The sequence below is a fragment of the Hymenobacter sp. CRA2 genome, assembly GCF_002007105.1.
Classification (GTDB): domain Bacteria; phylum Bacteroidota; class Bacteroidia; order Cytophagales; family Hymenobacteraceae; genus Solirubrum.
The window spans coordinates 1-23,239 of the sequence record NZ_MVBC01000017.1; the positions used below are offsets into that span (position 1 = coordinate 1).

A 23,239-nucleotide genomic window follows, 5' to 3' on the forward strand; every position below is an offset into this window, starting at 1 on the left:
CCTTGCCACTGCGAGTCAGTAAGGGGTTGAAAGCACTCAACCATAAGGGAACGGAAGCCTAGGAACTCCCGCCCCAACTTACTGGCTCGTTTCTGTTTACGCCCTACTCAATTCCCCAACACGCTCTTAGCGCACATACCGACGTATTATTCCACGTTTACGACCCACCGCTACCAGAAGCCGAAGCAGGGCAGCCACAACGGCGGCCACCCTGCAACTGCCGAATAGGCGAGCCGCAGGTCACCGATTTATCGGTGCATAACCCTCAGTTGCAGCCGGTCCATTTAGTGGCTATTGATAGCTGCCTGTACGATTCGGGTGATACGACGCGCTGCGACTGTGCGCTGGTGTGCGCGCAGGAAATTCGCTTCGTGGAGTTCAAGCACGGCGTACACCGCAGACGCTCTGAAAGGGTGCAGGAATGAATTCCACAGCTTGCAGCTTCTATCAATGACTTCTACAGAGCTGGTGTCATAGCTCCGAATTCCGAGGTCTTGGCTATAGCCTGCGTTGGCTTTCAAGAAGCTTTTCCTCCGCAGAATGCTTCATTAATAGCACGCACTGCTCAGATTAACCGGTTGGTGGAGGGCGGTATAGTAGTAGAGCTGCGCGTAACGGATTCTACGACGTTTGGCATTGCGACAACGGGAGCAATTGTTGAGGCCTGACGTCAGCACGCGAGATTGGCTACGCCTTCCTTCAGTTCCTCGACTTCGCTCGGAATGACGTTCTGATAGTGTCGTTCTAAAACAAAACCGCCCCGCCGGACCAATCCAGCGGGGCGGTTTTGCTTTCAGTTTCTCGAAGCTGCTAGCGCAGCAACTTGCTCGTCGCGGCGGCCGATACCTTGGCTTGCATGTCGCGCACGGCTTGGGCGATGCCGGCAGCGTCGAAGCCGCATTCTTTGTACAGCTCATCCTGGGAGCCGTGCTCCACTACCTTGTCGGGAATGCCGAGGCGCTTGACGGGCAGACTGTAGCCGTGGTCGGCCATGAACTCCAGTACGGCGGCGCCAAAGCCGCCGGGCAGGCAGCCGTCTTCCACCGTCACCACGGCTTTGTAGCGGCTGAATACCTGGTGCAGCAGCTCTTCATCGAGGGGCTTGCAGAAGCGCAGGTCGTAGTGGCCGGTATCGAGGCCTTCGGTGAGCAGCTGCTGGGTGGCGCGCACGGCGTAGTTGCCGATGTGGCCGAGGCTGAGGATAGCGACGTCGCCCTGGCCTTCGCGCACGGTGCGGCCGGTACCCACGGCAATGCGCTGCAGGGGCTTGCGCCACTCTGGCATCACGCCTTCGCCGCGGGGGTAACGAATGGTGAAGGGACCGGCGTTTTCAGGCAGCGTGGCGGTGTACATCAGGTTGCGCAGCTCCTCCTCGTTCATGGGCGAGGCGACGACCATGTTGGGCACGCAACGCATGTAGGCCAGGTCGTAGGCGCCGTGGTGGGTGGCGCCGTCGGCCCCGGCAAAGCCGGCGCGGTCGAGGCAGAACACCACGTGCAGGTTCTGCAGGGCCACGTCGTGCAGCACCTGGTCGTAGGCCCGCTGCATGAAGGACGAATAGATGTTGCAGAACGGCACTAGGCCCTGCGTGGCGAGGCCGGCGGAGAAGGTCACGGCGTGCTGCTCGGCAATGCCCACGTCGAAGGCGCGGTCGGGCATGGCAGTCATCATGATGTTCAGCGACGAGCCCGAGGGCATAGCCGGCGTCACACCCATGATTTTGGGGTTCTGCTCGGCCAGTTCCACCATGGTGTGGCCGAACACGTCCTGGTACTTAGGTGGCTGCGGCGTGGCAGGGACTTTCTTGTAAATCTCCCCCGTGATTTTGTCGAACAGGCCGGGCGCGTGCCACAGGGTCTGGTCTTTCTCGGCCAGCGCGTAGCCCTTGCCCTTCACCGTCACGCAGTGCAGCAGCTTGGGGCCGGGAATGGACTTCAGATCCTTCAGAATAGCGGCCAGGTGCTGCACATCGTGCCCATCCACGGGGCCGAAGTAGCGGAACTTCAACGACTCGAACAGGTTGCTCTGCTTCATCAGCGTCGCCTTCATGGCCGACTCGACTTTGCTGGCAATTGCCTGCGGGTTGGGCCCGAACTTCGAGAGCTTACCGAGCACGTTCCACAGCTCGTCGCGCACGCGGTTGTAGGTGCGTGAGGTGGTGATGTCGGTGAGGTATTCCTTGAGCGCGCCCACGTTGGGGTCGATGCTCATGCAGTTGTCGTTGAGGATGACCAGCAGGTTAGTGTTGGCCACGCCGGCGTGGTTCAGGGCCTCGAAGGCCATGCCCGCGGTCATGGCCCCGTCACCGATGACGGCAATGTGCTGCCGGTCGAACTCCTTTTTGTAGTCGGAGGCCACGGCCATGCCCAGCGCCGCCCCGATGCTGGTGCTGCTGTGGCCCACCCCGAAGGCGTCGTACTCGCTTTCGCTGCGCTTCGGGAAGCCCGAGAGGCCACCGTACTTGCGGTTGGTGTGGAACTGCGCGCGGCGGCCGGTGAGGATTTTGTGGCCGTAGGCCTGGTGGCCCACGTCCCACACCAGCTGGTCGTAGGGCGTGTTGAAGACGTAGTGCAGAGCCACCGTCAGCTCCACCACGCCCAGCGAAGCACCGAAGTGCCCGCCGTAGATACTCACCGTATCGATGATGTACTGCCGTAGCTCCTGGCTCAGCTGCACCAGCTGTTCTTCGCGCAACTCTTTCAGGTCAGCGGGCGAGTTTATAGCCGCCAGCAGGGGTCCGGGTTCGACAATCATCGGGGTAGGTTACGGCAACAGGTGGGAGGTAACGCGCTAACTTATTTAACTGCCAGATTGTTACGGGGAGGCCACAATAAGGCATAAGCAAGCAGGCAAAGTTACGACATTTTCAGACCAGCAGTTCAAGCTGAACCGCTGGCGCCAGGGCACTAACGGTCAGGCAATCGGGCCTTAATCTTTTTTAAGACACCCACCGCCCCCTATATCCGTACTTTTGCCTGTCACCTCCCTTCCCAGTGCATGACTACTCCCCAGCAGGACCGCCAGCTGCTCGATAAATTGTCGCCTTCGCGCATGCTGCTGCCGGTCGTTATCGGGCTCGGAGTGGTCGGGTTTATGTTCTGGCGCAGCTACAAACCGGGCGACTTGGCCGGCCTGGCCAATGCCAAACCGGGCTGGCTGCTCGTCACGCTGCTGGTGCTGCTGGCCCGCGACTGGGGCTACATGTACCGCATCCGCCACATCGCCGAGAAAAAGCTTTCGTGGAAGCAAAGCATTGACGTTATCATGATCTGGGAGTTTGCCTCCTGCGTGCTGCCCTCGGCCGTGGGCGGCACGGCCATTGCGTCATTGCTGCTCAACAAGGAGGGTATTACGCTCGGTAAGTCACTGGCCTACATCATGGTTACGGCCATGCTCGACAACCTGTACTTTGTGGTAGCGGGCCCCATCGTGTGGTTGGTGGCAGGACCGCACATCTTTCCCCACGAAGTGCTGAACCCCAGCCTGGTGCTCACGCTCAAGATTGCCTTCTGGACAAGCTACGTGGTGACCGTGGCGTATTCGGGCCTGATGGCCTACGCGCTGTTTGTCAACCCGCTTTCCGTGAAGCGCTTTTTGGTCCGCATGTTCTCGCTGAAAGGGCTGCACCGCTGGCGCCGCCGGGCCTATCACCACGGCATTGAGATGGTACATGCCTCGGCAGAGCTGCGCGGCAACGGCGTCCGGTATTGGTCCGAAGCCGCGCTGAGCACAGCTTTCGTCTGGACGGCGCGCTACCTGGTTATCGGCTGCTTGATTGCCGCGTTTATCGACGTGACCTGGGGCTCGTTCGGGCTCATCTTTGCCCGCAACTTCGTCTACAAAGTCGTGCTGCTGATTGCCATTACGCCGGGCGGCGCGGGCTTTGCGGAAGGAGCGTTTCCTACATTCTTCCGCTCCTTTGCCGGCTCCGATACGATGACCAACTTCATCCTGCTGCTCTACCGCATTGTGACGTACTACCTCTACTTGGTGCTCGGTACCATCTTCCTGCCGCGCTGGGTGGGCCGGGTGTTCGGCAAGCAGGCGGTGAAAGAGGTTATGGCCTCGTAAGGTCTCGCAGCCCAAATGCTTTGCAAAGGCAGCAGTGCCTTTGTTCGTATCGTCATGCTGAGTCAAAGGCGAAGGACCTTGCCACACCTGGATAGTTAGTTGCTATCTGACGTGGTAAGGTCCTTCGCCTTTGGCTCAGGATGACCAAAACCTAATCTTCTTCCGCGAGAATCACCCGCCACGGATAAAACAAAAAGCCCCGTCAATTTGCTTGACGGGGCTTTTTGTTATCAATCGGAACAGCTTACTCTGATTCCAGCTGCAGTTCGGCGCCTTCGGGGCTGCGCAGCGTCAGGCGGTCATCGGTGAGGGTGGCCACGTCGAAGGTGTTGGCCATATTGCCGTTGTCGGGCGTCATCGTGATTTTCTTGCCAGCCTGGTCGAAGGTGTACTTACCGTTAACCGATTGCGTGGGCGACGACATTACGTATTGGCCGTTGGCGAAAAAGCGAATTTCCTCTTGCTTCTGCTCCGAAGTCTGCTTCACTTTGTCGCCGGTAGCGTCTTCTTCTTTGTGGGTTTTCCACACTTTGCTGTCGGTGCCATACAGCATGTTGGCGGCTTCTACTTTGCCTTCCTTGCTGCCGCAGGCGTAGGTAATCAGGGTTACGAGCATCAGCAGCGTAGCCAAATAATGCAGCGGGGTGTTGAATGGGCGTTTCATCGGGGGTGTCTGGAATGGAGAATGGAACTGGGAGAACGAGCCGCGGAGTCGGTTGAGCTGACTACCGCTGCGGCGTTTCTTACGCGCCGTCCGTCAAAGGGTTAAGCTTGCAACTTCTACTGGGGTGGCCGCGTAAAGCACCCCGACCAACTGGCCGTCAGGCGGTTGGTCACCGTTCCCCACACCTCAACCAAGACACAACCATGGGACTCTTTGATTTCCTGAGCGATAAGGGCGAGAAAAAGCCCGTTCAACCGACTCAACCGCAAACCGGCAGCGCCACTGATTTTTTCGGCAACAAAGCTCAACCAGCCGCGCAGCCCGCTGCTCAACCGGCTGCTGCGCAAGGCGAAAGCTACACCGTGGTAAGCGGTGATTCGCTGTCGAAAATCGCCAAGCACCACTACGGCGACGCCTCCAAGTGGCACCAGATTTACGACGCCAACAAAGCCACCATCGGCTCCAACCCCGACCACATCGAAGTAGGCCAGGTGTTGCAGCTGCCGAAGCTGTAGAAGCTTCTTTCGCCTCTGAATACAGAAACGCCCTGGGTCCGACCCCCAGGGCGTTTTTTTGTGGTTATACATTACTAAAAGCTAAAAAATCGCCCGTCATCCTGAAGCGCAGCCGAAGCACCTTGCTACGTGAGAACGAGTCGTCCATACGCTTGTCGTGCAGACGTGATAAAGTCCTTCGCCTTCGGTTCAGGATGACGGGCGAGAGTTTTATTTTCTGGGTTGATTAGCCCGTAGGGCTATTTCCGCTATGTTTTCTCCGTTACCGAAAAACTTTTTGCCGGATTTGCGTTTTATGCATCCGGTACTACCTTTGTGCCACCTGCTGCTACCGGCGCAGGATTTTTTTGACGCATTTATTCCGAAGAGGCGAGAGACTAGGCTCCGTGACCCTCTGGCAACCACCAGCAATGCACAAGCTGGCAGGTGCCAAATCCTGCCCCACTGCTCACTGCAGGAAGGGGAAAAATAAACCGCGTGCCATGAGCCACTACCCCCACACGTCCGACCATCGTTTGTCACCGCTCCCCGCAGCGGCGCCCGCTACCGCTTTGTCCGTAGCGGCCCCCGCCGCCGAGCGTGCCCGAATGCAGCCGCAGCTTCTGCGCGCTGCCTCGATGTGTTGTTGCTGTTGTTGGTAGTCGGCGCCGCGGGCCGCTAAATAGGCCTGCTCCTACCCTTCCCTACTCGTTTTGGCCGCCGGGCTTCCGGGCGGCGCGTGGCTTCGCTGCACCCGTTGAGCTGTGCTCCGGGCGCTGAGCCGCACTTGAAGCCTCACGCGGCCCTAGGGCCGCGTGAGGCTAACTCCCCGCATCGACTTCCTCGTCTACAACCCTCTTTCTCAGCCTCATCATGTCTGCTCAGCACCTCCAGTTCGAGACCCTACAACTCCACGCCGGCCAGCAACCCGACCCCACGACGGGAGCCCGCGCCGTGCCGCTCTTCCAGACGACTTCCTACGTATTCAAGAATGCCGAGCACGGTGCCAACCTCTTTGCACTGAAGGAGTTCGGCAATATATACACCCGCCTGATGAACCCCACCACCGACGTATTCGAGCAGCGCGTGGCGGCACTCGAAGGCGGTGTGGCGGCTCTGGCTACGGCATCGGGGCAGGCGGCGCAATTCATTGCCCTAAACAACATCCTGCAGGCCGGCGACAACTTCGTGTCGACCTCGTTCCTGTACGGCGGCACGTACAATCAATTCAAGGTTGCGTTCAAACGCCTTGGCATCGAAGTGCGCTTCGCCGACGGCGACAACCCCGAGAGCTTCGAGAAGCTGATTGACGACAACACCAAGGCGCTGTACCTGGAAACCATCGGCAACCCGGGCTTCAATATTCCTGACTTTGAAGCTATTGCCGCCATTGCCAACAAGTATGACATTCCGCTGATTGTGGATAACACCTTCGGCGCGGGCGGCTACCTGTTCCGGCCGCTGGAGCACGGCGCGCACATCGTGGTGGAATCGGCTACGAAGTGGATTGGCGGGCACGGCACCAGCATTGGCGGCGTGATTGTGGCCGGCGGCACCTACGACTTCGGCAACGGCAAGTACCCGCAGTTTACCGAGCCCTCGGAAGGCTACCACGGGCTGGTGTTTAACGACGTGTTCGGCAAAAACGGGCCGTTTGGCAACATCGCCTTTATCATCCGCGCCCGGGTAGAAGGCCTGCGCGACTTTGGTCCTTCGCAGAGCCCGTTCAACGCCTGGCAGCTGCTCATCGGCCTCGAAACGCTGAGCCTGCGCGTGGACCGCACCGTGGAAAACGCCCTGAAAATTGCCGAGTGGCTGGAGCAGCACCCGCAGGTGGAAGCCGTGAACTACCCCGGCCTGAAGAGCAGCCCCTACCACCAGCTGGCCACCAAGTACCTGAAGCGTGGCTTCGGCGGCGTGCTCACCTTCGCCATCAAAGGCTCGAAGGATACGGCCACGAAGTTTATCGACAGCCTGCAGCTGGTCAGCCACCTGGCCAACGTGGGCGACGCCAAGACGCTCATCATTCAGCCCTCGGCCACCACGCACCAGCAGCTCTCCGACGAAGAGCAGCGCGCCGCCGGCGTGACGCCCACGCTACTGCGCCTTTCGCTGGGCATTGAGCACATCGACGACATCAAGGGTGACCTGCAACGCGCCTTCGACGCGGTGAAGGAAGACGCCACCCGCGACTTTGACCAGGACACGGAAATCCTCGTCGAGCAACAAGCCGAACACCCCGCCACGCTGGAAGTCTAACAAGGGAGGGACCGGGGAGGCCGGCCGCTGCCATGGTCCGGCCCCCGGCCAGCGACGGGGACGGGCGCCACGTTTCGGGAGAAAACGCGGTGCCCTTGTCTCGGCCTCTTTGCTTTCCGGCCTCTTCCCACTGCGGAAGGGGCCGGAAGCAAAGAATTGTTTTTGCGCGCCGCCCGCGGCGCTTTTTACCTAGCCTTGCTGCCTACTCGCCATGAGTAACCCCCAAACGCTGACGCTTGCGCAGCCGCTGCCGCTGGAGTGCGGCGGGCAGCTCGACGGCGTGCAGATTGCCTACCACACCTACGGCACCCTCAACGAAGCGGGCGACAACGCCATCTGGGTGTGCCACGCCCTCACGGCCAACTCCGACGTGCTCAGCTGGTGGTCGGGCCTGTTCAGCCCCGGTGCCTATTTCAATCCGGCCGACTGGTTTATCGTGTGCGCCAACGTGCTCGGCTCCTGCTACGGTAGCACTGGCCCGACAACACCCGTAGCACCTCGCAACAAGCCACTGTACGCCGCATTTCCGCGCCTGACGGTGCGCGACCTGGTGGCGGCGCACGAGCAGCTGCGGCAACACCTATGCCTGACGAAAATTCACACCGTCATCGGCGGCTCTTTGGGTGGGCAGCAGGCCGTGGAGTGGGCCATTCAGCAACCGGAGGTGTTTGACCACTTGGTGTTGCTGGCTACCAATGCGCAGCATTCACCCTGGGGCATTGCCTTCAACGAGGCGCAGCGCTTGGCCATTCAGGCTGACTGCACCTACGCCGGCGGCGGCCCTGAAGGCGGCAAGCTGGGGTTGCGGGCGGCGCGGGCTATGGCCTTGCTAAGCTACCGCAGCTACGAGGCCTACGGCCGTACGCAGGCTGAGCCCAATGGCGACGAGTTGCCGGCCTTTTACCAGGCCAGTTCCTACCAGCAGTACCAGGGCGACAAGCTTACGGCCCGCTTCGACGCGTACAGCTACGTCACGCTCTCGCACATCATGGACTCGCATCACGTGGGCCGCGGACGAGGTGGCGTGGCGGCGGCCCTGGCGCGGGTGCGGGCCCGCACGCTGGTGCTCGGCATTTCGTCCGACGTGCTGTTTCCGCCCGCCGAGCAGCAGTTGCTGGCCCGGCACATTTCGGGGGCCATGTACGCCGAAATGGAATCGGGCTACGGGCACGACGGCTTCCTGATTGAAACCGCGCAAATCGCGCACTTCCTCGAACGATTCTATGTCCAGACTTTCGCCCACTAACGCAGTGCCCACGCCGGCCCGCGTGGGGCTGATTGGCTTCGGTTGCGTGGGCCAGGGCCTTTACAACATCCTGCAGCAGCACCCGGAAGCAGGCTTTACGGTGACGCGCATCGCGGTGAAGAACCCGACGAAGCTCCGCCCGCTGCCCGCCAACCGCTTTGAGTTTCACGCCGACGACCTGCTTGACGACCCCGAACTGGATTTGCTGGTGGAAGTCATTGACGACGCCGACGAGGCTTTCCGGCTGGTTGGTGCAGCTCTGCGCCGCGGCCGACGTGTGGCTACGGCCAACAAAGCCATGGTGGCCCGCCACCTGCCCGAGCTATTGGAGCTGCAGCGCGACTTCGGCGGCACCTTGCTTTACGAAGCGGCTGTGTGCGGCAGCATTCCGGTTATCCGCACCATCGACAGCTATTTTGCCCAGGAACCGCTGCGCAGTGTGAGCGGCATCTTCAACGGCTCCTCCAACTACGTGCTGACGCGCATGCGTGAGGACGGCTCCGACTACACCGAGGCCCTGGCCGAAGCCCAGGCGCAGGGCTTCGCCGAAACCGACCCCACGCTCGACATGGCCGCCTTCGACCCGCGTTCCAAGGCCGTCATCCTGGCCGCGCACGTCTGCGGTCTGCTGCTCAACCCCGATGACGTGCTTAACCTCGGCATCGAGCATGTATCATCAGCCGATATCCGCTACGCGGCGGCGCGCGGCCAGAAAATCAAAGTAGTGGCTACGGTACAGCTGCTGCCAGGAGGCGGCGCCACGGTGTACGTCACGCCGCAGCTGGTGCCGGCCGATTCGCCGCTGTACGCAGTAGAGCGGGAATACAACGGGGTGCTGGTAGAGGGCGAATTTGCCGGACAGCACTTCTGGCAGGGCCGCGGGGCCGGCGGCCACCCTACCGGCTCGGCCGTGCTGGCCGATTTGGTGGCGCTGCGCCAGGGCAGCCGCTACACTTATGCCAAGCTGGACGCATCGGCTGCGGTAGCTACACCGGCTGATCTGGGGCTGGAAGTGTACATCCGAAATGCGTCGGCAGATCTGCTTGCGGCGCTGGACCTGGCGCCAACCAGCGCAACAGCCCACGACTCAGCGGCAGAGTATACCAGCGGCTACACGCGACTGAGTCAGCTCCACCAGTTTCGCGATGTCCTACGGGCTGCCGGCGCATTTGTGGTCCGAACGGGGCGGGTGCGGCCGGTAACGCAACCCGAAACGGCGTCCCTGGAGGCCGTTTTCGAAACGGAATAAGCCGGTTTCATAGGCTAAGCTCTCGTTGGTTTTGCCGAAACGGCCGCATCAGCACTGCAGCGGTGTAAATGCTTTACCTCCGGTTACGTGGTATAAGCTCGGGAGCAGATTGGTTTTAAGGCCCTGCTACCAGCCCAGGTCACGGCACCTAGAGTACCTTTTCAGGCTCCACCTCTGATGCGGCGCTAGGGCCGAGCCACTAGCGTGATGGTGTCGCGGTCTTGCAGCACCAGCCGCCCCGGCACCTGCGACAGTATTTTAAACGACCTGCGGGTGCCCGGCGCGTAGGGCTTGTACGGGTATAGCGCCAAAGTCACGTGGTAGCGCACGGCTTGGGTGGGCCATGCCTGCCGCCAGGTCGCAAACCCGATTCCGGTTACCTCGACGGTGCTGGGTGGAGTGCCCTGGGCCAATAGCAAAGCAGCGTAGCCGTCGGCTCCGGTAGAGGTTCCGCCGATGACGCGGCCTGCAGCGTCGCGTAGCAGCACAGTAGCGCCTCCTACAGTCGCATTATGGCCGGTTTCTTCCAAAGTAGTCACCAGCAACTGAACCTCCGGCTCGTCGGTGACGAAAGGCACGGGCTGCGCGCTGGCGCGGGAAGTGACAGTATCTGGTTGCCCGTCGAAGAGCAGCTCCAGCTGCCGGCCGCGCAGTCGGTAGGTGCCCGCGCCTTCGCGCTCCGTGCCTACCACGTCCTCGTGCTGAAAATAGCGGAACCGATGGCCAGCGTACAGGCGCAGCTCTTTACTAGAAAACAGGACAGCATTGGGCCGCGTTTCGACATAGATGCCGGGCACTAGCTCCGGGCGAGTGGCGGTGCAGCTGGTCAGCAGCAGGGCGGTGCAGGCAAGGGTAGATAGAGGGCGCATATGCAATAGCTGATGTAAACTGGAGCAATAATCCATAAGGCACTGAAACGAAAGTGCAGGAATATTTTGGCTGGCCCTGCTGGTGGTTCGTGGTGTAGGTGCTGGCAGCGCCGTAGGTTTGCGGCCGATAACTGCTTAACTCATGCCCACCACGCCCCCTGCCCTCCGCTCCGGCGACCAAGTTGCCATTGTGTGTACTGCCCGCAAAGTCTCGCGCGAGGATCTGGCGCCGAGCATCGCGGTGCTGGAAAGCTGGGGGCTGCAAGTAGTACTAGGTGAAACGGTGGCAGCCGAACACCACCAGTTCGGGGGCAGCGACGAGGTACGGGCCCGCGACTTTCAGCGCCAGCTCGACGACCCCGACATCCGGGCCATTCTGGTAGCCCGCGGCGGCTACGGCACCACCCGCATCATCGACCACATCGACTTTGCCGGCTTCGCCCGGGACCCGAAGTGGATTGCCGGCTTCTCCGACATCACCACGCTCAATTGCCACCTGCTCCGGCTCGGCCACGAAAGTATCCACGGCGTAATGCCCTTCATCTTCACCCAGGAAGGCGGCGCCGATGCGCTGGAAAGCCTGCGCCGGGCCTTGTTCGGTGAGCCGGTGAGCTACAGCGTAGCCCCGCATGCGATGAACCGCCCCGGCACGGCCGAAGGTGAAATCATCGGCGGCAACCTGAGCCTGCTGCAGACGCTGAGCGGCACGGCTTCGGACTGCCCCACGGCCGGCCGCATCCTCTTTCTGGAGGACATCGACGAGTACCTCTACAACGTGGACCGCATGATGGTGCACCTGGACCGCGCCGGCAAGCTACGCGACCTGGCGGGCCTTATCGTGGGGCACTTCACCAATCCGCAGGACAACGCCATTCCCTTCGGCCAGACCAGCTACGAAATCATTGACGCGTACGCGGGCAAGTACCAGTTTCCGGTAGCGTATGGCTTCCCCGTGGGCCACGAACCGGCCAACCTGGCGCTGATTTGCGGCCGCCGGGCCGAACTGGTGGTGAACGACGCCGGCACCAGCCTCCGCTACCTCTAGCCGGATCAGGCCAGGGGCGGCGCCAATAAGCTGGGCAAGCCTGCTTGTTCGAATAAGATGCGCCCGATGCGCAGGGTCGTCCAGCCGGGCCGGAGCTGATAAGTAAACCGCGGAATACCATCTTCCAGCACGCAGTGAATGCACAGCTGGCAAATATTGACGGCGTGCGCGGGCAGCTGGGCCTGCAGCTGTAGCAGGTGGGTGGAGATGAAAAAGTACGAGTTGGGGTAACGGGCCAGCCCGGCAATGGTGGCCTGAGTGATGTCGAGGGCGTCGTCGACGTTGGTGCCGCGGAATATCTCGTCGAACACGGCGAAGGTGGGGTGGCCCGGCCGGGCGCAGGTCAGCACGGTTTTCAGGTTCTGAATTTCGGCCATGAAGTGGCTGTAACCGCTCTGCAGGCTGTCGTTGAGGTTGATGGCCACCGATATAGTTTGGAAGAAGGGCACCACGCAGCCGACGGCCGGCACGCCCACACCCGCGTGGGCCAGGTACACGCACAGGCTGATGGCCTTGAGCAGGGTGGATTTGCCGCTCATGTTCGGCCCGGTCAGCAGCACCACATTCTCGGGCGGATGCAGCTGCAAGGAGTTCTTGACCGGCTGCCGCAGCAGCGGGTGATAGAAATCGGTGAGCTGAAACGTGCCCGGCGCAAAATCGGCCAGCACAAAGCCGCGCTGCACCACCGTGTACGCCACCGACCAATAAGCTTCGAACTGCCCGAAAGCCTGCCAGAAAGCTGCCACGTCTTCCGGCGTCAGCCTCTGCAGCTGCCGGCCCAGCTCCACCAGCTGGGCCAATGAGAAACGGTCTTCGTCGACGGCCAGCGCCAGCCGCTCAATGCCCAGCCGCCGGATAACGGTAAGCTGGGCCATGAAGCTGGCTGGCAGCTCCGCCCCGACCAGCGGCTCCAGCAGGCGTTGGCGCAGGCGACGCAGCAGCAGAATCAGCTGCACGCACTTGCCGCGCTGGGCGTAACGCGCCTCTTCCGATACGAGCAGCCGCAACCAAGCCACCCAGCGGCTCCTATCCAGCGCCAGGCGGCGGGTACTGATGTCGTGCAGCAGCTGCCAGACGTCGAGCTGCTGAATGCGCGAGTAGAAAAAATCGGCTAGCCGGGGCCAGTGGGCCAACAGCCCGCACACCACCGCCTGCCGCTCCTGCACCTGCCCCAGCGACGCGGGCAACTGCAGCAGCAAGGTCCGTAGGGCAGCTTCGCCGTCGGCGCTGTTGGTGTGGTTAAACAGCGGCAGTATATCTTCTTCTAACCGTAAATCGTCGATAACAAGCATAATGACCGGGAACTGTAGCGTCCGCGTCTGCAACGCGCACCGGGTCGTTTGCTTGCGTGTGGCTGGACGAATTTCGGGGTCATCAGCGCCTTAGCAGCGTCAGGCGTTGGGGTGCAGCGCCCTGGGAGTGCAATACCAAATAATACGCTCCCGCCGGGTACGTGCCGAACTGGGGCAGACTGATCCGCGTCGGGCCGGCGGGCAGCGTTAGTTCCTGCTGGTACAATAGCTGGCCCAGCGCGTTGCTTAGCTCCAGTCGGGCCGTGGTGGGCGCCGTCACGGTTACTTGTGCATAGGCTTCAGTGCCATTAACGGGGTTCGGAAACGCCATCAACCGGGCTGCGGAGGCCACTGACGCCACCACGCGCGGGCCGAAATAGTGCGCCGTACCGTCGAGGTCGAGCTGGCGCAGGCGGTAGTAGCGCAGTCCTGGCCCGGCAGCATCCGCGTCCCGAAACTCGTAGCTCACGGAGTTGCTGGTGGTGGCCGCAGAGCTCGGCACGAATCCCAGCCGGACGTACTGTTTGCCTTCAGCCGACACCTGCACTTCGTAGCCGGCACTGTTGAGCTCCTGGGCCGACTGCCAGCGCAGCAGCACCGTGCCGCCCTGCCGAACAGCCGTAAAGCTGCTCAGGCGCACCGGCAAGGGAGCCGGTTGCGCCAGCAGCGGCCGCAGAAAGTCGCGCACCGTCCGGAATGTGGTGTCCATGTAGGCCAGTTGCGCGGCGCTGAGGCCGTTGTAGGGCACGTGGCCAGCGCCCTTGAAGGTGCGCAGCCGGTTAAGCACCCCAACCGAATCGGCCCGGGGATGCAGGGCCCCGCTGCCGTACACGATGTCGCCGGTGAAGGTGCTGCCGCGGCCGTAGGGCACTACCGCGTCCATGGTGCCGTGCACGCTTACCAGCGGTTCGTCGCCGGGGCCCAGCCACGCGCTGCGGCCCAGGGCCCCGCAGAGGTTGATGACGGCGCGCACGGCGCTGCTGTAGCCGGGGTTGCCGCCGCTGCCCTCCAGCCCGCCCGGTACGCCCGCATTCAGGGCATCGAGCTCGGCCTGCTGATCCAGGTAGGCCACGTGCAAGGCCGTCAGCGCCCCGGCCGACGAGCCGCCCACGAAGATGTAGTCGGGGTTGATGTTGTAGCTATTCGTGGTGGCCGCGTCCTGCCGGAAGAAGCGCACGGCGGCGCGCATATCCTGCATAGCCTGCACTACGGCCCGCGCCCCAGAGTACGTGAAGGGTGACTCCAGCCGGTAGTCGATGCTGGCCGTGACGTAGCCAAGGCGGGCAAAGCGCCGACACAGCTCGGTCACGTCGTAGTCGGCGCGGTTGCCGAACACGAAAGCGCCGCCGTGGGCCAGAATGATGAGCGGCCGCGGCGTGTTGGGCCCGCCTATGGGCTGATACACATCCATCAGCAGGGGCTGGGTGCTGCTCTGGCTGGTCGGGTAAGAGCCGAATGCCACGCCAGTGCTTACGCTGGGGGCCGGGTCGCTGTAGAGCGGCTGGTAGAATTTACCGCCGGTAGTATCGAGCTGCGCCAGGGCCGGCTGGGTCAGCCAGACAAGCAGCGTCAGCAGGCAAGCCAGGTACTTCACAGGCATAGGCAGCGTCCGTTGATGGCGGAAGATACGGGCTCAGGCCGCTGGCGTTGACGGCGTTGGTAGCTAACTGCTATTTTGCCTTGCCTTTCCCAACTACCTACGCCCAGTTTTTCCTTGCCATGACGATTCGGCAACTCTCTGCCCCGGAAGCCCGTCAGCACCTGCCGTCCTTGGTGGACTTGCTCGTGGACTCCGTAAACAACGGATCTTCCGTCGGCTTTCTGCTGCCGCTGGCGCCCGCCGAGGCGGCCGATTACTGGCAGGGCGTTGTCGAGGCCATCGAAACGCAGCAACGGGTGCTGCTGGTAGCGGAAGAAGATGGGCAGCTGCTCGGCACCGTGCAGCTCGACCCGGTGCACAAAACCAATGCCCCGCACCGCGCCGAAGTCTGCAAGCTGCTGGTGCACTCCCGGCACCGGCGGCTCGGCCTTGGGCGGCAGCTGCTGCAGGCCGTGGAAGCGGCAGCGCGGGAGCTGCACCGGACCACGTTGGTACTCGATACCCGCCTGGGCGACGTGTCGGAGCAGCTTTACCAAAGCCAGGGCTACGCACGCGCGGGCGAAATCCCGGAGTTTGTGCGCAATGAAAAAGGTGAGCTGCAGGCCACGGTGGTGTACTATAAGCTGCTATCAGCGCAGCCCTGATAAGCTGACTTCGCCGAACCTCGCAAGGCCGGCGCCTCACCTGTCGAAAACCTACCCAAGCACCCTACAACAAGAAAGGCCCGGTTGACGCCGGGCCTTTCTTGTTGTAGGGTGCTCTGCGAAGCTACTCCTGGTAAATCGTCTGCAGCACCGTTTGGCCCACGGCCTTCAGCGTGTTGCGGTCGATGATGCTCATGTTGTCCTGTGTGGTGTGGTGATAGGCAGGGAAGTACTCGTCGCCGAAGGGCACGTGGTCGATCAGGTCGATGGTGCGCACGCCGGCCTGGTTGGTGTACACGTGGTCATCGGTGATGCCGGCCGCGTCTTGCGCAATGAAGTAATCGGAGTAGCCAAGGCGGTTGGCCACGTCCCACACCTTGCCCACCACGTCGTTGGCCTTCTGACGCGAAATTTCCTCGCGCGAGAACCGGGCGCCCTTCGCCCCTACCATATCGAACAGGATGCCGTACTCCGCTTTGTAGTTGACGGGCACCACGTTCTTGGCCCAGTACTGCGAGCCGAGGCACCAGCTGTCCACGTTCTGGCCAGCCAGCTTGTTTTCCAGGTTGCTCTGGGTCGATTCGTCGTAGCCGTAATCCTCAGAGTCGAAGAGGATGAAGTCTACGCCCACGGCGGGCTGGGCTGAATCGGTCTGCGCGGCGAGCTGCCGGGCAATTTCCAGCGCTACGGCCACGCCCGAAGCCCCGTCGCTGGCCCCATCCAGGGGCGCGTTGGGTTTCTGCTTGTCCTTGTCGGCGAAGGGGCGGGTGTCCCAGTGTGCAAACAGGGCCACGCGGCGTGTCGCCTTGGGGTTGAACTGCGCGATGATGTTGCGGCTGCGCAGCTGCTTGCCGTCAAAAGCCATGGCCGTAAACGGCTGCTCCTGCACCTGTAAGCCCATTTTGCGAAACTCCCCGATGATCCAGTCGCCGCAGCGCACGTGCGCCGTGCTATTGGGTACGCGCGGACCAAAGCTCACCTGCTTGGCCGTGAACTGGTAGGCCGAATCGGCATTGAAAGCCGGCGCCTTGCGCATGGCTTCCTCCGTCGAGGCGGCCGTGTCCGTGGTGGCCGGTTTCTTATCGGGGCAGGCCGTGAGCAGCACCGTGGCGGCAAGCAAAGCGGCAGGGCGCCACAACAGGCGCAGAGAAGTCAGAATCATGGAATGATCAGAAAGAGCAAACAAATCTACGTAAGAACGTCATGCTGCGCCCCGCGAAGTATCTCTACCGTTTCGTCTGAACGAAATCGTTCGGCAGAAATGCTTCGCGGGGCGCAGCATGACGTGTTAGCAAAAGCCGTGAGGCTGCCGGAAGCTTACTCTTCGTAGGCCCAGTCGACGCCGGCCTTGGTATCCTTCACCAGGATGCCCTGCTCCTTGAGCGCGGCCCGGATGGTGTCCACCTTGGCGTAGTCCTTGGCCTGCTTGGCTTCGGCATAGAACTGGAGCGTGAGACCCAGCAACTCCTCGGCGTTGGCGCGCGGCTCGTCGCGCAGGCCCAAGATATCCACTACCAGCGTGCGGTACGCGGCCGTGGCTTCGGCCAGAGCTTCCTCGCCTATCTGCGCCAAGGTGGCGGGCTGGTTGTAGTAGCCGTTGAACTTACGCAGCAGGTTGAAGAGCGAGGCAATGGCGCGGGCCGTGTTCAGGTCGTCGTTCAGACCCACGAAGCAGTCGGCAACCAGCTTGCGCAGCTCGGCGTCGGCTTTCTCGGTGTCGGCGGCGCGCTCGGTGCCCTCGGGCAGCTGCAGCCGCTCGATCTGGCGCAGGCCGTTCATGAGCTTGCGGTAGCCTTTGCTGGCCGCTTTCAGGCCCTCGTCGCTGATGTCGACGGTGCTGCGATAGTGCGCCTGCAGCAGGAAGAAGCGCACCACCATGGGCGAGTAGGCCTGCGACAAAGACGCGTGGCGGCCGCTGAACAGCTCCGAGATGGTGATGAAGTTGCCGAAGGACTTGCTCATCTTCTGGCCGTTCACCGTAATCATGTTGTTGTGCAGCCACACCCGCGCCTCGTCGGTGTGCGAGTGACTGGCCTGGCTCTGAGCTATTTCGCACTCGTGGTGCGGAAACATCAGATCCAGCCCACCACCGTGAATATCCGAGACTTGCCCGAGGTATTTGCGGCTCATGGCTGAGCACTCCAGGTGCCAGCCCGGAAAACCCTCGCCCCAAGGCGAAGGCCAGCGCATGAGGTGGCGCTCATCGGCGCGCTTCCAGAGGGCGAAGTCCAGCGGGCTGCGCTTTTCGTCCTGCCCGGCGAGGTTGTCGCGCGAGCCGGCCAGCAGCTCGTCGGTCACGCGGTTGGAGAGCTTGCCGTAGTTGTTGCCCTCGGCGTTGTACTTGGGCACGTCGAAGTACACCGAACCGCTCACCTCGTAGGCGAAGCCGTTCTGGATGATTTCCTCAATCATCTGAATCTGCTCGATGATGTGGCCGGTAGCCAGCGGCTCGATGTCGGGCGCCAGGCAGCCCAGCGCGTCCATGTGGCGGCGGTAGCGGTTGGCATACTCCTGGGCCACCTGCATGGGCTCCAGCTTCTGGGCCCGGGCCATTTTGCTGATTTTGTCCTCGCCCTCGTCGGCGTCGCCCACCAAGTGGCCTACGTCGGTGATGTTGCGCACGTAGCGCACGGTGTAGCCGAGGTGGCGCAGGTAGCGCGTGAGCACGTCGAACACCACCGGACCGCGGGCGTTGCCCACGTGCGCCTCCGAGTATACCGTCGGGCCGCAGAGGTACACGCCCACGAAGGGCGCGTGCACGGGGACGAACGGTTCTTTCTTGCGCGTAAGGGTGTTGTGGAGCGACAGTGGGTGTTGCATGGGGCAAAGGTAGCGGTTCGGCCGAAGCCGAAACCAGCCAAGATTCAGTAAGCGGTACCAAGATTCGGCCCGCAGAGTTACCGGGACCGGGCTTGCACAACAGCCCGAGGCCGCCGCGGTTACGCGCGGAATGAATTAACAAGCCACTCCGCCCGGGCGGCAAAGCCGGCACCACAGCTCCGCAGCGCGGTAGCAGTCTGGCTTTCAGGCTGGTTACTTCGGCTGGGCCCGGCGGTACTCAGCTTCCAGCGGAAAATGGTCGGAATACGGCAGGTCGCGGCGCACGCGGCAGCTGAGCACCTCCCACTCGGGGCTGATAAACTGATTATCGATGCGCAGCAGGGGCAGCTTGCCGTTGTAGGACGCGCCCACCCCGGTGCCCACGGCGGCCCAGGCGTTCTGCAGGTGGTCGGCCAGCTGGTCGTAGGTGTAGCTGTAGGGCAGGTCGTTCAGGTCGCCGCAGAGCAGCACGGGGTACGGGCTGCTTTCGATGCGGTGCACCAGCGTATCCACCTGGCTGCTGCGGGCCACAAAGCCGCGCTTGAAGCGCCGCAGCAGGCCCATGCCTTTGGCTTTGAAGCCGCTTTTGCTGGAATAGCTCTGCACGATGTCCTGCTCGGCCATGCTCATGCTCTGCAGGTGGGCGTTGAACACCCGCAGCGTGTCGCCGGCCGGCAGGCGCACATCGGCCCACATGGCGTGGTTCTGGGTGAGGGCCCCGAAACGAATCACGCCGCGCCGCAGAATGGGGTAGCGCGAAAAGATGGCTAGGCCGAACTTGGCACCGATGCGGTTGACCAGGGAGGTAGATACAAAGGCTTCGCGCCCGCTGAGCCGCCCGAGCTGCCGCTCGGTGTTGAACACGGTGCCATCCTGCGAGGGATGCGGCTCGGAATAGAACTCCTGCAGGCAGAGCACGTCGGCCGGGCTATCGGCCAGGTAGCGGATCATGGCCTTGGTGGAGTGCAGGTCCGGGTCGCGCAGCTGGGGGTACACATTGAAAATGCGCACGTTGGCGCTGATGACGCGCAGCGTGGCCTCCGGGGCCGGCGCCAACGAGTGCAGCGGATGCAGGGCCAGGCCGCGCATCAGGTGGGGCCAAGTCAGCAGCAGCGCCGCCAGGGGCAGCAAGGCTACGGGCCAGCGGCGCATAAGCCAGTAGCCCAGCGCCACCGCATTGAGCAGCAAGGCAACTGGCATGGTAAGTGCGCCAAAAGCTAAGGGCCAAAGCAACCTGGGAGGCACTTGCATGCACCCTATGGCCAGAAGCAACCACACAACCACTAAAAGGGTCAGCTTAAAAGCAAACGAGCGACGCACCGCGAACCATCCAAACCGTGAAAACACAAACCTACGACGCATTTTGGCGCCGGCCACATGAACGGGTGATTCGTGCAATAGCCCCCTGTTTTCGTCGTATCTTCGAGTCACTAGTTTATTAACACTGTATGCATCTTTCTACGCTTGGCCGCGTCATAGGCCTGTTGATTTTGTGGGGTGGGCCGCTGCTGGCGCAGGCGGGCATCGAGCCGCCGACGCGCAGCCTGGAATTTATCGAAAACAAGGGCCAGTGGGACCAGCGCGCCCGTTTTGCGGCCCCGTTGCCGGCCGGCCGCATGTTTGTGGAGCCCGGCGGCCTGACGTACAGCTTAGTCGATCCGGCGCAGCTGGCCGCGCGCCACCACGGCCACCACGAGCCTAATACGCCGGAGCCTACCGACAAGATCAAGGCCCACGCCTACACCATGCGCTTCGTGGGGGCCCGCCCCGGCGTAGCGCTGCAGCCCGAGGAGCGCACCGGCGAGGTCCGCAACTACCTGCTCGGCAACGACGCCAAAACCTGGGCCCGGGAAGTGCCGAGCTACCGGCGGCTGCGCTACCAGGGCCTGTGGAGTGGCATCGATGCGCGCCTGTACGAAAACCGGCAGGGGCAGTTTGAGTACGACTTCGAGCTGGCCGCCAAAGCCGACCCCGACCGCATTCGGCTGCGCTACGACGGAACAGATGCCCTGCGGCTACGCGCCGACGGGGCCCTGGAAATCCGCACGTCCGTAGGCCAGGTGGTGGAACTGGCGCCGAAAGCCTGGCAACTGGATGCGGCCGGCCAGCGCCAACCCGTGACTTGCCGCTACGTGCTCAACGGGCACGACGTGAGCTTCCAGCTCGGCAGCTACGACCACAAACGCCCGCTGACCATCGACCCGACGGTTATCTTCTCCACGTTCACGGGCGCCACGGGCGACAACTGGGGCTTCACGGCTACCTACGACCAGCAGGGCAACATGTACTCCGGCGGCATTGCGCTGGCCACGGGCTACCCCGTCACCAACGGGGCCTTTGACACCTCCTTCGGCGGGATAGTGGACATAGCCATCATCAAGTTCAACACGGCCGCTACCGGGCCGGCTTCGCGCCTGTGGGCTACCTACATCGGCGGCGCGCAGGCCGATGTACCGCACAGCATGGTGGTCAACAGCCGGGGCGACCTGATCATCCTGGGTACCACTTCTTCCGGCAATTACCCCGTTTCGAGCGATGGATTCAACCGTTCCTTCAACGGCGGTACTTACGTGACCCCGCTGAATGGCATCACCTACGACCACGGCTCGGACCTGGTGGTAACGCGTCTGACGGCTAATGGCAGCGCGCTGGTGGGCTCTACCTACCTCGGCGGCAGCAATAACGACGGACTGCTCACGCTGAGCGGCAACAGCAGCCAGCTGGTGCGCAACTACGGGGACCAGTTCCGCGGCGACATCACCGTGGATGCCGATGACAACGTGTACCTCGCTTCCAGCACCACGTCCACGAACTTTCCGATGGTCAACCCGGCGCAGGCCAACCACCGTGGCGGATCGACTGATGCCGTAGTGGCGCGGCTTTCGCCCACGCTCAACGCTCTCACCTGGTCGAGCTACTTCGGCGGCACCAACGCCGACGCGGCCTATTCCATCCAGCTGAACGCGGCCCGCGACATTTACCTGGCCGGTGGCACGGCCAGCGCCGACTTGACCCCGTCGGGCGGGGCTTACCAGCCGGCCACGGGAGGCGGCGTCGATGGATTCGTGCTGCGCCTGACGCCTACCGTGGGCCGGACTGCTTACCAGGCGCAGCGGGCAACGTACCTGGGCACCGGCAGCTACGATCAGGCGTATTTCGTGCAGCTGGACGACTTTGGCAGCGTGTACGTGCTGGGTCAGACGCGCGGCAGCTGGCCGGCCGTCGGCAACGTGTACCGCAACCTGAACGGCCGACAGTTCATCAACAAGCTGGCGCCGGATCTGGGCAGCGCCTCCATCAGCACCGTGTTCGGCACGGGCCGGGCCAATCCGGACATCTCCCCCACGGCCTTCCTGGTGGATCAGTGCGAGCGGATTTACGTCAGCGGCTGGGGTGGCGACATCAACCAGGAGCCGCCCTACAACAACCAGGACGTGCGCAACATGACCGTGACGGGCAACGCCATGCAGCGCACCACCGACGGCAACGACTTCTACCTGGTGCAGTTTACGCCCTCGATGGGCAGCCTGCAGTACGCCACGTACTTTGGCGGCAATAGCGAGGAGCACGTCGACGGCGGCACCTCGCGCTTTGACCGGCGCGGGTTCGTGTACCAGGCCGTGTGCGGCGGCTGCGGCGGCTCGTCCAACTTTCCCTTCCCGCAAGGCGCCGGCACGTATTCCACCAGCAACAACTCGCCTGCTAAGTGCAACAACGCAGCTTTCAAGATTGACTTTGAAATCAATGCGGCCGTGGCAGGCCCCAACCAGAGCATTTGCGTGGATGCAACGCCGGTACGCCTGGGTGGCAGCCCCGCGGGCGGCGAATGGAGCGGCAGGGGCGTAACGGGCACCGTGGCCACGGGCTACACCTTTTCCCCGGCCACGGTGGGCGTGGGCGCACAGGTACTCACGTATCAGGTGGCCAGCACGGGCACCTGCGTTACCACCAGCACCCTGACCATGAACGTGCTGCCCATTACGCCGGTGACCTTCGTGCTGCCGCAGCAGATCTGCCGCGACGAAGCCTCACTGCGCATGACGGCCCAGCCGGCCGGCGGCACGTTCAGCGGCCCCGGCGTAATCGGCGACCTGTTCAACCCGCGCGTGGCCGGACCGGGGCGCCATACCATCACCTATACCCTGCCCACGCTGCAATGCGGCTCGGCCCAGCAGAGCATCCTCGTCAACGAGTTGCCCGTAGTGGTGGCCGGCCGCGACACGGCGTTGTGCGCCTTCCAACGCGCGCCGTACCAGTTGCGCGGCACACCGGCCGGCGGCACCTGGAGCGGCCAGGGCTGCACGCCGGCGGGCATGTTTACGCCCCCGGCTAGCAGCGGCCCCGTGATGCTGACCTACACGTACCGCTCGCCCACGGGCTGCCTGAACGCGGCCCAGCTGCGCGTGATGCTGGTGCCCGAAAACCGCAACAACCAGCCCCTGAACCTGCCTAACTGCCCGGTGAAACCCCGCGCCACGGAGGCCATGCCCTACTACACGGGCATTGCGCCCTTCACGCACACGTTTGAGCACCAGATGCTGTTTGCCAGCAGCTACGACTGGGACTTTGGCGACAACACCCCGCACAGCCACGAGCAATTCCCCACGCACACCTACGAGAAGCCGGGCACGTACACCGTCCGCTTCACGGCTTACTATAACAGCACCTGCAACTCTACCACGCAGCTGGCCCCGGTGTACATCGGCGACCCGTACCTGCCCAACATCATCACGCCCAACGGGGACAGCCTCAACGACGTGTTTGAGCAGCGCCTGAGCTGCCTGCCCGTGACGCTGAAGGTATTTTCGCGCTGGGGCAACCAAGTGTACGAAAGCAAGGACTACCGCAACAACTGGGGCGGCGCCACGCTGCCAGCCGGGGTGTATTACTACCAGGTCACCGATACAGAAGGACGAAAAGCCAAGGGCTGGCTAGAAATTCAACGCTAAGCCCCTTTGCCAGACCGCCGAAAGAGCTACTTTCGGT

At 62.7% G+C, this 23,239-nt stretch carries 16 protein-coding genes and 1 riboswitch; of the genes, 8 read left to right on the top strand and 8 right to left on the bottom strand.

What is annotated here, in order from left to right:
- Window positions 1-810 precede the first annotated feature (810 nt).
- Window positions 811-2,754 (bottom strand): 1-deoxy-D-xylulose-5-phosphate synthase, encoded by a 1,944-nt coding sequence (gene dxs, locus B0919_RS21135; protein ID WP_078014292.1) that lies wholly within the window; start codon window positions 2,752-2,754, stop codon window positions 811-813.
- 243 nt (window positions 2,755-2,997) lie between these two features.
- On the opposite strand from dxs, the gene B0919_RS21140 reads away from it, so the two are divergent.
- Entirely contained in the window at window positions 2,998-4,071 is a 1,074-nt protein-coding gene (locus B0919_RS21140; protein WP_078014293.1) for a YbhN family protein, read from the top strand.
- A 244-nt stretch (window positions 4,072-4,315) separates the two neighbouring features.
- Here B0919_RS21140 and B0919_RS21145 read toward each other — a convergent pair whose 3' ends face one another.
- Window positions 4,316-4,735, bottom strand: a complete 420-nt coding sequence (locus B0919_RS21145; RefSeq protein ID WP_078014294.1) for a lipocalin family protein — start codon at window positions 4,733-4,735, stop codon at window positions 4,316-4,318.
- Between the two features lie 203 nt (window positions 4,736-4,938).
- On the opposite strand from B0919_RS21145, the gene B0919_RS21150 reads away from it, so the two are divergent.
- The 4 genes from B0919_RS21150 to B0919_RS21165 all read left to right on the top strand — a co-directional run bounded on the left by B0919_RS21150 (window position 4,939) and on the right by B0919_RS21165 (window position 9,983).
- Complete coding sequence (locus tag B0919_RS21150; RefSeq protein ID WP_078014295.1) at window positions 4,939-5,250, top strand: LysM peptidoglycan-binding domain-containing protein; 312 nt, start codon at window positions 4,939-4,941, stop codon at window positions 5,248-5,250.
- Between the two features lie 353 nt (window positions 5,251-5,603).
- Window positions 5,604-5,725: riboswitch (SAM riboswitch) on the top strand.
- A 377-nt stretch (window positions 5,726-6,102) separates the two neighbouring features.
- Window positions 6,103-7,488 carry an O-acetylhomoserine aminocarboxypropyltransferase/cysteine synthase family protein gene (locus tag B0919_RS21155; protein ID WP_078014296.1) on the top strand — a complete coding sequence of 462 codons (1,386 nt, stop codon included), beginning with the start codon at window positions 6,103-6,105 and terminating at the stop codon, window positions 7,486-7,488.
- Window positions 7,489-7,699: 211 nt separating this feature from the next.
- Window positions 7,700-8,734, top strand: coding sequence for a homoserine O-acetyltransferase family protein (gene metX, locus B0919_RS21160; RefSeq protein WP_078014297.1), 1,035 nt, complete (start codon window positions 7,700-7,702; stop codon window positions 8,732-8,734).
- Window positions 8,712-9,983, top strand: a complete 1,272-nt coding sequence (locus B0919_RS21165; protein WP_078014298.1) for a homoserine dehydrogenase — start codon at window positions 8,712-8,714, stop codon at window positions 9,981-9,983. The genes metX and B0919_RS21165 overlap by 23 nt, the downstream gene beginning before the upstream one ends.
- A 185-nt stretch (window positions 9,984-10,168) precedes the next feature.
- Here the strand turns inward: B0919_RS21165 and B0919_RS21170 are convergent, their stop codons facing one another.
- Window positions 10,169-10,852 (bottom strand): carboxypeptidase-like regulatory domain-containing protein, encoded by a 684-nt coding sequence (locus B0919_RS21170; protein WP_078014299.1) that lies wholly within the window; start codon window positions 10,850-10,852, stop codon window positions 10,169-10,171.
- A 142-nt stretch (window positions 10,853-10,994) separates the two neighbouring features.
- Here B0919_RS21170 and B0919_RS21175 point away from each other — a divergent pair, with 142 nt between their 5' ends.
- The gene (locus tag B0919_RS21175) at window positions 10,995-11,897 is read left to right on the top strand and encodes an LD-carboxypeptidase (RefSeq protein WP_078014300.1); all 903 of its coding nucleotides are present in this window, start codon (window positions 10,995-10,997) and stop codon (window positions 11,895-11,897) included.
- Between the two features lie 5 nt (window positions 11,898-11,902).
- Here B0919_RS21175 and B0919_RS21180 read toward each other — a convergent pair whose 3' ends face one another.
- Window positions 11,903-13,189 (bottom strand): MutS-related protein, encoded by a 1,287-nt coding sequence (locus tag B0919_RS21180; RefSeq protein ID WP_078014301.1) that lies wholly within the window; start codon window positions 13,187-13,189, stop codon window positions 11,903-11,905.
- Between the two features lie 82 nt (window positions 13,190-13,271).
- A complete protein-coding gene (locus B0919_RS21185; RefSeq protein WP_078014302.1) occupies window positions 13,272-14,789 on the bottom strand; it encodes an alpha/beta hydrolase in 1,518 nt (505 codons plus the stop codon).
- 80 nt (window positions 14,790-14,869) lie between these two features.
- Between B0919_RS21185 and B0919_RS21190 the strand changes: the two genes are divergently transcribed.
- A complete protein-coding gene (locus tag B0919_RS21190) occupies window positions 14,870-15,433 on the top strand; it encodes a GNAT family N-acetyltransferase (RefSeq protein WP_217701058.1) in 564 nt (187 codons plus the stop codon).
- A gap of 124 nt (window positions 15,434-15,557) precedes the next feature.
- On the opposite strand, the gene B0919_RS21195 is transcribed toward B0919_RS21190, so the two are convergent.
- The 3 genes from B0919_RS21195 to B0919_RS21205 form a co-directional block, all read right to left on the bottom strand.
- Window positions 15,558-16,595, bottom strand: a complete 1,038-nt coding sequence (locus tag B0919_RS21195) for a M28 family peptidase (RefSeq protein ID WP_176133162.1) — start codon at window positions 16,593-16,595, stop codon at window positions 15,558-15,560.
- 155 nt (window positions 16,596-16,750) lie between these two features.
- Window positions 16,751-18,253 carry a cysteine--tRNA ligase gene (gene cysS, locus B0919_RS21200; protein ID WP_078014304.1) on the bottom strand — a complete coding sequence of 501 codons (1,503 nt, stop codon included), beginning with the start codon at window positions 18,251-18,253 and terminating at the stop codon, window positions 16,751-16,753.
- Between the two features lie 213 nt (window positions 18,254-18,466).
- On the bottom strand, window positions 18,467-19,453 hold the full coding sequence (locus B0919_RS21205; protein ID WP_176133163.1) for an endonuclease/exonuclease/phosphatase family protein: 987 nt from the start codon (window positions 19,451-19,453) through the stop codon (window positions 18,467-18,469).
- A 248-nt stretch (window positions 19,454-19,701) separates the two neighbouring features.
- On the opposite strand from B0919_RS21205, the gene B0919_RS21210 reads away from it, so the two are divergent.
- Window positions 19,702-23,202 (top strand): gliding motility-associated C-terminal domain-containing protein, encoded by a 3,501-nt coding sequence (locus B0919_RS21210; RefSeq protein WP_078014306.1) that lies wholly within the window; start codon window positions 19,702-19,704, stop codon window positions 23,200-23,202.
- Window positions 23,203-23,239 lie beyond the last annotated feature (37 nt).

Excerpts from the sequence above, each read along its gene's own strand:
- dxs (WP_078014292.1), bottom strand. The coding sequence starts at position 2,754 with ATGATTGTCGAACCCGGACCCCTGCTGGCGGCTATAAACTCGCCCGCT.
- B0919_RS21140 (WP_078014293.1), top strand. The coding sequence starts at position 2,998 with ATGACTACTCCCCAGCAGGACCGCCAGCTGCTCGATAAATTGTCGCCT.
- B0919_RS21145 (WP_078014294.1), bottom strand. The coding sequence starts at position 4,735 with ATGAAACGCCCATTCAACACCCCGCTGCATTATTTGGCTACGCTGCTG.
- B0919_RS21150 (WP_078014295.1), top strand. The coding sequence starts at position 4,939 with ATGGGACTCTTTGATTTCCTGAGCGATAAGGGCGAGAAAAAGCCCGTT.
- B0919_RS21155 (WP_078014296.1), top strand. The coding sequence starts at position 6,103 with ATGTCTGCTCAGCACCTCCAGTTCGAGACCCTACAACTCCACGCCGGC.
- metX (WP_078014297.1), top strand. The coding sequence starts at position 7,700 with ATGAGTAACCCCCAAACGCTGACGCTTGCGCAGCCGCTGCCGCTGGAG.
- B0919_RS21165 (WP_078014298.1), top strand. The coding sequence starts at position 8,712 with ATGTCCAGACTTTCGCCCACTAACGCAGTGCCCACGCCGGCCCGCGTG.
- B0919_RS21170 (WP_078014299.1), bottom strand. The coding sequence starts at position 10,852 with ATGCGCCCTCTATCTACCCTTGCCTGCACCGCCCTGCTGCTGACCAGC.
- B0919_RS21175 (WP_078014300.1), top strand. The coding sequence starts at position 10,995 with ATGCCCACCACGCCCCCTGCCCTCCGCTCCGGCGACCAAGTTGCCATT.
- B0919_RS21180 (WP_078014301.1), bottom strand. The coding sequence starts at position 13,189 with ATGCTTGTTATCGACGATTTACGGTTAGAAGAAGATATACTGCCGCTG.
- B0919_RS21185 (WP_078014302.1), bottom strand. The coding sequence starts at position 14,789 with ATGCCTGTGAAGTACCTGGCTTGCCTGCTGACGCTGCTTGTCTGGCTG.
- B0919_RS21195 (WP_176133162.1), bottom strand. The coding sequence starts at position 16,595 with ATGATTCTGACTTCTCTGCGCCTGTTGTGGCGCCCTGCCGCTTTGCTT.
- cysS (WP_078014304.1), bottom strand. The coding sequence starts at position 18,253 with ATGCAACACCCACTGTCGCTCCACAACACCCTTACGCGCAAGAAAGAA.
- B0919_RS21205 (WP_176133163.1), bottom strand. The coding sequence starts at position 19,453 with ATGCCAGTTGCCTTGCTGCTCAATGCGGTGGCGCTGGGCTACTGGCTT.
- B0919_RS21210 (WP_078014306.1), top strand. The coding sequence starts at position 19,702 with ATGCATCTTTCTACGCTTGGCCGCGTCATAGGCCTGTTGATTTTGTGG.